At 43.2% G+C, this 8,678-nt stretch carries 7 protein-coding genes; 5 read left to right on the forward strand and 2 right to left on the reverse strand.

Going from position 1 to position 8,678, the window contains the following annotated elements:
• The coding region (locus tag KGY70_13000; protein MBS3776104.1) for a C69 family dipeptidase at positions 1-1,299 on the reverse strand (1,299 nt) is incomplete at its 3' end.
• Positions 1,300-1,420: 121 nt separating this feature from the next.
• Positions 1,421-2,863, reverse strand: coding sequence for a transporter substrate-binding domain-containing protein (locus tag KGY70_13005; protein MBS3776105.1), 1,443 nt, complete (start codon positions 2,861-2,863; stop codon positions 1,421-1,423).
• Between the two features lie 361 nt (positions 2,864-3,224).
• Between KGY70_13005 and KGY70_13010 the strand changes: the two genes are divergently transcribed.
• The 5 genes from KGY70_13010 to KGY70_13030 all read left to right on the forward strand — a co-directional run.
• Positions 3,225-4,205, forward strand: a complete 981-nt coding sequence (locus tag KGY70_13010; protein ID MBS3776106.1) for an aldo/keto reductase — start codon at positions 3,225-3,227, stop codon at positions 4,203-4,205.
• Positions 4,206-4,334: 129 nt separating this feature from the next.
• The gene (locus tag KGY70_13015; protein ID MBS3776107.1) at positions 4,335-5,072 is read left to right on the forward strand and encodes a glycosyltransferase family 2 protein; all 738 of its coding nucleotides are present in this window, start codon (positions 4,335-4,337) and stop codon (positions 5,070-5,072) included.
• Complete coding sequence (locus KGY70_13020) at positions 5,038-5,718, forward strand: PIG-L family deacetylase (GenBank protein MBS3776108.1); 681 nt, start codon at positions 5,038-5,040, stop codon at positions 5,716-5,718. Before KGY70_13015 ends, KGY70_13020 begins: the two co-directional genes overlap by 35 nt.
• A gap of 2 nt (positions 5,719-5,720) precedes the next feature.
• Complete coding sequence (locus KGY70_13025; protein ID MBS3776109.1) at positions 5,721-7,199, forward strand: hypothetical protein; 1,479 nt, start codon at positions 5,721-5,723, stop codon at positions 7,197-7,199.
• A 220-nt stretch (positions 7,200-7,419) separates the two neighbouring features.
• Positions 7,420-8,678, forward strand: a 1,259-nt coding sequence (locus KGY70_13030; GenBank protein MBS3776110.1) for a glycoside hydrolase family 97 catalytic domain-containing protein, incomplete at its 3' end; no start/stop codon positions are given.

Consider the following 8,678-nt stretch of genomic DNA (forward strand, 5'->3'; position numbering starts at 1 on the left):
AGATTTAAAAGCTTTGATCTCCCCGATGTATTTTCCGTAATGTGCATCCACCTGTTCGGCAAACTGAACATATTCAGAAAAGGCATGTTCTTCGTTATATTCAAGTATGTTTTCCGGGGCATAAAAATGGTTTTCCAGAGCGGATTGATGATTGGTTAAAGCAAAGTCCGCCGGAATTTCAGACATTCCAAAATACCAGGGAACGTAGGGTTGAATGCAGGGTCTGCGGGGTGCCAGCCACATTACGGCGCCAATATCCACAGGCATGTCGTTTCTCAGCTCCGTTACAAACCCGTATTGATTGTGGGAGGCGCAGATCGTCCCAACACCCCCTTCATGAGGATGGCCGTGTTGATAATGCTGGCTGTTATCCCATTCAGTCCCTTCATAGTGATCAGCCAGTACTTTCATGATCTCTTGTCTGGATATCTTCTCTTTGGGCTTCACCGCAAAAGGGAAAGCCTCCTCCATTCTGTAGTCCTTGCTTGTAAGGAGCTCCAAACCCCGCCACTTTCTGGGGATATTCCCGGGGCTGGCCAATTTTTGCGGATTGCTATATACCTTTCTGAAATTGAAGGGTCCATCCCGCTCCGGTTCGTACCAGCCTCTTTTATTTGCATAACTTATCAACTCGTCTGAACCCATATAAATTTCCCCGTTGGAGAGGTTAACACTGGTAATGGTATAATAATTGGGAATGACCATAACCTTGTTGTCAGGTACTCTTTGTGCCACCCAGTGTTTGCCGTTCACAACGGACATAACCCAGGCTTCTTCGGGATCGGCAATCGTATAAGTTCTTCCGGAAGAAGCATATCCATATTTCTCAACCAGTTCGCCTCCTATCTGAACTGCCTCGCGGGCAGAAGACGCTCTTAGTGCCATCAGTCGCCTGAGCCAGTAACCAATTCCCCCATCGGTCAACTCCGGTTGATCCTCCCTGGAAGAACAGGCGTTGGAAGCAATCGTTACACCATGTTCATTCATATAGGAATCGGCAAATTCCATCCCCGGCATCTCCAGCCACAGGTATTCATAAGTGGTATCGGCCCGGGGAACTACAGCCCCGTTTTGTAATGTAATGGTTTCTCCTTCTTTATGTACTTTTCGGGGTACTTTGAACCAGTTGACCAGGTTTTCTCCATGATCGTCTTCATTATGGGCCATGAGCAGAGAACCACTCCGGGAAGCCTCCTTACCCACCACCAGGGTATAACAGTTGAAATCGGTCTGTTGCCCGATAACCGGGGTAAGGCCGATTAGTAGAGACAAAAAAACAAACAAATGCAATCGTGTCATAGGGGATCTTTTCGTTTTATATCAGAACTCGCAAAAATAGTTAAATCTACACTATTTTTTAACCGTGGGGTTCATTTATTATGTATTACAATTTTCCACCCGGTTGGTTCGGTCTGTTAATTTATCCTACAAATCTTTTATAGTGTTCGTAGCGTTCAAGGATTTCTTTAACATAGTAGTAGGGCTCCTCACCCCGGCAATAACCGTATTGTACCACCGGGTCATTGTAATATTGCGGGTTCGACAATTTAAGAAGATAATCCCGGATCACATACCAGTCGGTGGGATCTTCATTGTTTTTTTCGGCCAGTCTCTGAGCATCTTTTACATGATTCAGCCCGACATTGTATGAGGCGAGCACGAATTTCACGCGTTCGGAGGAATCCGGTATGGAAGCCCATTGCTTTCTTAGGTAGGAAATATACTTTGTTCCTGCCTCAACACTCGATTCGGGGGAATACAGGTCGCTTATTCCCAGCTCCCTGGCAGTAGCGGGCATGAGTTGCATTAATCCCCTGGCACCTGCCCAGGATTTGGTCCTTGGATTGAAGCCGGATTCCTGGTAAATCATGGAGCTCACTAACCGCCAATCCCAACCGATGCTATCGGCACGGGCCTTTATCATATCGTCATAACGCGAAATTCTGCCGGTTTCCATAGAAAAGAAATCGCTTCTTACCCTTCGCCTGTATGATTTGGAGTTATTAAAATATTTATTATATATCACATAATAATCCGTATTCTGCTTCATTCTGGCAATCCATGAATTGACCTCTTTGAGCAACTGGGGTGAGCTTTCCCGCACGGCCCATGCGATCCTTTGTGAGAAGCTTAATCTCACATCAATATCCAGGTTCTGATAAAAGGTGTTATTGATGGCAGCGATGTTATAATCCGCTACAGTATATGGGATCTCTCCCTCAGCTACCTTTCTGATCAGATCTTCCGTAGACAGATCGCCCGACATTTCAACAATATCTATATCACCTCCCAGCTCTTCCTCGAGGTTCTGTAAACGTTTATAATAGGAAGAATTTTTCCGGACATACACCTTTTTTCCTATCAGTTCAACCGGATCGGAAACAATCTCTTTTCTGATTTCATGGATCTTCATTTGCCTCCAGTTATCCGGTTTTTTCTGTACAAGCACCTGATGGGTGTTTGTGTGGGGTGTGGTAAAAGTTACACGTTCTTTCCGGTCTTGTGTGACGGTCAAACCATGGATGATGATGTCGCCTTTCCCTTTTTTCAGCATTTCAATCTCTTTATCCAAATCTTCGGCAACGATTATATCCAGATCGAGTCCCATATCTTCTGCCAGCCTGCTGGCAAGCTCATATTCATATCCCATAGGCTGACCACGGTATAAAAAATAACTGGTGGAGCCATAATAAGTGATGGCTCTCAGTGTTCCGCGTTCCTTTATGCTGGGGAGATCAATTTCCACCTCTTCCATTTCTTCTTTCTCCTGCTTAGCTTTATCCCCTGAACTGCAGGATTCAATGAACAGCAATGCAATTCCCAATAGGAACACCGAATAAAGACGAAGTTGTTTAAATCTCATAATCAACATCCTCCTGTTTAAAATTTCCATAAATTAACAAACTCATAATAAAAAATGTTTATTTTATCTATAGCAATGTCTGTTAGACAACACAGGTCATCAGAGATAATGCCATATAGAACATAACGGCAATCAAACAAATTCTGGCTTTTGTGGTTGTATCATATTGGTGTTTATTTAGCCAGTTAGTCAAACGCAATACGCAATAAAGAAAAAATTGAATTTCAAATTGATTTATATACCAAATTTACAAACTTTGCTTGTATTACCATAGAACCCGCATGTTTTTTTGTTGTGAAGGTTAATGGATGCGGGTTTTATTAAAAATCAAAATGTCAAATCAACTAAAATATAATACAGTATGGATAATACGGATTTAACCCGTCGTTTAGGCAACTCAGAGCTCATGGTAACTCCTGTCGGACTGGGCACCTGGCAGTTCAGCAAGCGAAATAATCTTGCAGGCCGGTTCTGGCCTTATCTTTCGGAAGAAGAGAGTCATGAAATCTTGAAGACCTCTATAAACAACAGGATCAACTGGTTTGATACTGCCGAATTATACGGAAATGGTGAATCCGAAAAAACCCTGGCCAGGGCGCTGCAACAATCAGGTGTTGACGATAAAGAAGTGATCATTGCCACCAAATGGAATCCCATCTTCAGAACCGCTCGTTCCATAACAAAGACTGTTGGAAATAGACAGGAAGCGCTTGCTCCTTACACCATATCGTTGCACCAGGTACACAACCCGGCTTCCTTTTCAAGCATCGGGGCAGAAATGAAGGCCATGGTAAAATTGGTGAAAGATCAGAAAATTAAACATGTAGGGGTAAGCAATTTTTCTGCCTCACAAATGCGGAAAGCGCATGAAGAACTTCAAAAACACGGCCTCAAGCTCGTCTCCAACCAGGTCCGATACAATCTGCTTAACCGGAAAATTGAACGGAACGGTATTCTGGATGCAGCCAAAGAGCTGAATGTTGCCATCATTGCATACTCTCCATTGGCTCAGGGTTTATTGACAGGAAAATATCATGAAAATCCCGAGTCCATCAAAAACAAAAAAGGCTTTCGCAAAATGATGGGTTCATTCAAAGAAAAAGGTCTGGAAAAGAGCCGGCCCCTTGTAGATAAACTGAAGGAAATGGCTGATAAACATGATGCTACCGCGGCACAGGTCGCTCTGAGCTGGACCATAAATTATCACGGCACGAAGGTTTTTGCCATCCCAGGCGCTTCCAATAGCCGGCAGGCCGAAAGCAACGCCCGGGCCATGCAGATCAATCTGTCCGAAGCGGAGATGGAGCAGATATCTCAGGCAAGTACGGGTATAGGAAAATAATCCATTCCATCAGAATTAAAACATTTACAGAATTTCCCATTAATTTTATGCCGCAAAACAAACATCATGGAAGAGATGTATATAATTCCTACACCAGCCTGGCAAACATGTTGAATCTAAGGGAATATAATGAGTGAATTTTTGGTTTTCATACCCGTGTATAACGAGGAACGGTCGATCAGGACGGTAATTTATGAAATAAAAAATATTGCTGATTATGTGGATATTCTTATCATTGATGATGGCTCAACCGATGATTCGCCCAATATTCTTGAGAAGACCGAAAACGTTCAGGTAATACGGCATTCACAAAATCAGGGATATGGCAAAACATTGATCGATGGCTTCCGCTATGCGAATGAGAAAGGCTATAAATATGTGATCACGATAGACAGCGACAAACAGCATCAGCCAGGGGAGATCTATAAATTCATCCATGCCGTGAAACATGATAATTCTGATATCATTTCCGGAAGCAGGTATCTGAATATTTCCCGGGAGGAGCTAAAAGAAGCACCCGAAGACCGCATACGGATAAACCGGAGAATAACGGAGACAATCAACCGTATTACCGGTTATCGGCTCACCGATTCCTTTTGTGGTTTTAAACTGTATAAAGTTAAGGCCCTGAAGCGGCTCAATCTATCCGAAACGGGTTACGGGCTTCCCCTTCAATTGTGGATTCAAGCATGGAAAAAAGGCCTTAGCGTTAATGAAATACCGGTGCAACTGATATATTTTGATCATACTTCCGGGCAAACATCTTCCTGGAAAGATATGTTCAGACGGTACAGATATTATTTACAAATCATTCAAAAAGAAACAGAAAGCCATGAATATAATGATTATAGCAGCGCATCCAGATGATGAAGTGTTCTCCATTGGAGGTACCATTGCCACACACACAATGAATGGAGACGATGTGTATATCCTGAATCTGACAAACGGAGAACCAACACCTTATGGTACGGTGGAAACACGATTAAAAGAGGCGGAAGAAGCCGACCGGATTCTGAAGATCAGAAAACGGATCATTATGGATTTTCCCAACCGCTATCTTGAGGATACCATTGATAACAGAAAAAAAGTGGCGGCCCAAATCAGAGAATATAAGCCTGATATTTTGCTGGTACAGTATCATGTTGACCAGCATCCCGATCATATTAGTGCCTCGGAATTGGGTACGGCTGCCCGGTTTTATGCAAAGTTAACCAAGAGCGATATTCCCGGAGAACCGCATTATCCGCGTAAAATTTTGTATTATTACACTTCCCATTTCAGGCTCAACATGTCGCCTTCCTTCATTCTTCCCGTATCTGAAGAAGCTTTTAAGATGAAGATGGAAGCAGGAAATGCCTATCAGTCTCAATTAAAGAATCAAAAGAGAATTAAACTGGGCGACCGTCTGGAATGGAGCGGGAGGTACTACGGAGCCCTTATCAACAGCCCCTACGGAGAACCGTTTTATACACCTGAAGCAGTTGGAATCAATACTTTGCACAATATTGTATAGGTATGGAGATCACTAAGGTAATAGAACACAACAGAAAGACACAGAATCATTTGTTCAGGCAAAATGAAGAGCTCAGGGTCATTCGGGACGAACTTCTTGAGGCATCTGACCTTCAGAAAGAGCGTAAAAACATACCGGTAATAGCAACGGGGCACCAACCGACCATTTATTATCCTGGTCTGCTTTTTAAGAATTTTTTTACGGGGGATGCGGCAAAACAATTAGGAGGAAAAGCAATAAATTTTGTTGTTGATTCAGATAGAGCGGATTTCAGGATACCCGTTCCTTATCAGCAAGAAGGAGAATTGCACAAGATGGAGACGGAATTAAAAAACCGGAAAAATAAAATATACGCAGCATTCAACCCGTCTTCCGAAGAAATCTTTAATTTTTTTGACAAGATCGGCAACGCCCTGGAATCCCTTTCTCACGCTTCTATTCCGGAAGCATTTGATCAATACAGAAAGGCCTTCTTCGGGACGTTTGAAAAGCATCAGAACTTTACGGATACCGTGATTGATCTCCGCAACCGGTTTGATGACGCGCTGGGCTATACCATCAGGGATGTCAGGATCTCACATATAGCCCGAAGTAAGGGGTATTACCGTTATATTCTTTATCTCATAAGACACCTACGGAACTTTACGGAAGCATACAATGATGCTGTAAGACAATGTAAAAGAAAAGATTATCAACCGGTGAAATTTCTGGATCATCAGAAAGGGTGGTATGAACTTCCTTTCTGGTTATGTAAGAATTCCAAAAGGTATCCGGTTTATGTCAAAAAAAATGATGAGGCGATGCATTTTTATTCGGAAGAGGCGGATACAGATATTTCGGTAAATATTCATAACAGGACACAGGAAGAGCTCATTCAGGCGTTGAGGGATTCTCTCATACTATATCCCAAGGCCACTACACTTACCATCATGATCCGCCTGTTTCTTTGTGACGTATTTGTACATGGAACAGGCGCCATAGAATATGAGAAAGTGAACAATACAATACTTCATGAGTTTTTTTCACTTGATTCCAGACCTTATTTTTATGGGGTTACAGGCGACATCTGGTTGCCCCTGGCAGGGCATGAAGGAACCCATAATGGCCTGGAAAAGGAATATAAAAGAAAGAAGCACTGGCTGGAAGAAGCAGACCGTGACCCGGAAAAATATTTGCCCAGGGTGCTTGCCGAACAATATAAAGGGGAGAAAAAACAACTGGCCCGGCAGATGCAACAGGAGGAAGATCCGGATAAGCGCAGGGAATTGCATCAGCAACTCATGAAAAAAGATGAAGAAATGAAACAATACCTGAAGCCTGAAATGGAAAAAGTCAGGAAAACCCTTGCCAGATATGATAAATTGTTGAGCAGAAGGGATGTTTACTTTGAGCGAAAATACCCCTACTTTATTTTTCCACCGGAATATTTAACAGAGGATCATTTTAGAAAAAATTTAAAAATTTGTTTAAAACCAGACTGATGTATATCGAGCCATTTGGATGACATTACAAACTCAATATTTTATATATTATGGATAGAAAAAATTTTCTTTACACGTTATTTGCACTTGCTTTGATAAACCTTCTCAAACGACTCCTGCATATGAGCGATACTTCCAAAATGGTATAGAAATAGGAACGGAAGCCCCTGATCAATACGGTTGGGCTTTCCCGGCACTTTTTCATACAAAGGATCACTGGATGCTAATATCCGAAAGTGCAGTTGATACAAGTTATTGCGGCACTCATCTGAAGCCGGATGCCAGTGGCGGACTATATACCATTCAATTCCCTTCGAAAGGAGAACGGTTTGGCACAGGCGACAGGTATCCCACTTCAGTGCTGCCCTGGAAAATGCCCTGGCGCTTCATCGTCATTGGTGAGGATCTGAGTACCATTATGGAATCGAACATGGTAACTCATTTGGCTGATTCTTCGCGCTTATCAAAAACAAGCTGGATCGAACCCGGAGTAGCCTCCTGGAGCTGGTGGTCATACCATGGCAGCAGATCGGTGGAACGGCTCAAACAATATGTCGATCTGTCAGTAGAGATGGACTGGAAATATTCGCTGGTAGATGCCGGCTGGCCCGACATGGAAGACGGGAACATTGAGGAAGTCATAGAATATGCCGATCAAAAAGACATTGGCCTGTTTTTGTGGTACAATTCCGGTGGAAGAACCAACAATTACAAGCGGGAGCAGTATGTTATGCTAGATCCGGAACTTCGGAAAAAGGAGATGAGGAAACTCCAGGAATGGGGCATCAAAGGAGTAAAAATTGATTTTTTCAACAGCGACAAGCAGCACATGATCCGGTTGTATCATAACATACTCCAGGATGCGGCAAAATACAATCTGATGGTCAATTTCCACGGGTGCACGCTACCACGCGGCTGGCGAAGAACGTATCCCAACCTGATGACGATGGAAGCCATTAAAGGGGCGGAGAACTACCGGTATGACGGAAGCTACACCGAACGCGCACCGGCCCATAACACCATTGCTGCCTATACACGGAATGTTATCGGTCCTATGGACTATACACCTTGTACATTCAGCAACAACAGGTATCCGCATAAAACCACTTACGGTCATGAACTGGCCCTGAGCGTTCTTTATGAATCGGGGATTCAACATATGGCAGATAAAGTCGAAGCTTATTTATCTCTTCCCGAAGCTCCGAAAGATTTTCTTAAAGCAGTACCTGCTGCATGGGACGAGACAAGGTTCATTACAGGAATTCCCGGAGAAACCGTAGTATTAGCACGACGTAAGGGTGATAGCTGGTATATTGGAGGAATCAACGGAACATCGGAAAACCGGGAGATTCAAATAGAAACTGATTTTATGAAAAGCGGAAAAGATTATGAAATGACACTCATTACTGACGGCGATCAACCTGAAACTTTTCATACCGAAACCCGGAATATTTCGAAAGATCAAGCATTCCAGGTTTC

This window comes from Bacteroidales bacterium (assembly GCA_018334875.1).
In the GTDB taxonomy this organism is placed as follows: domain Bacteria; phylum Bacteroidota; class Bacteroidia; order Bacteroidales; family UBA12077; genus JAGXLC01.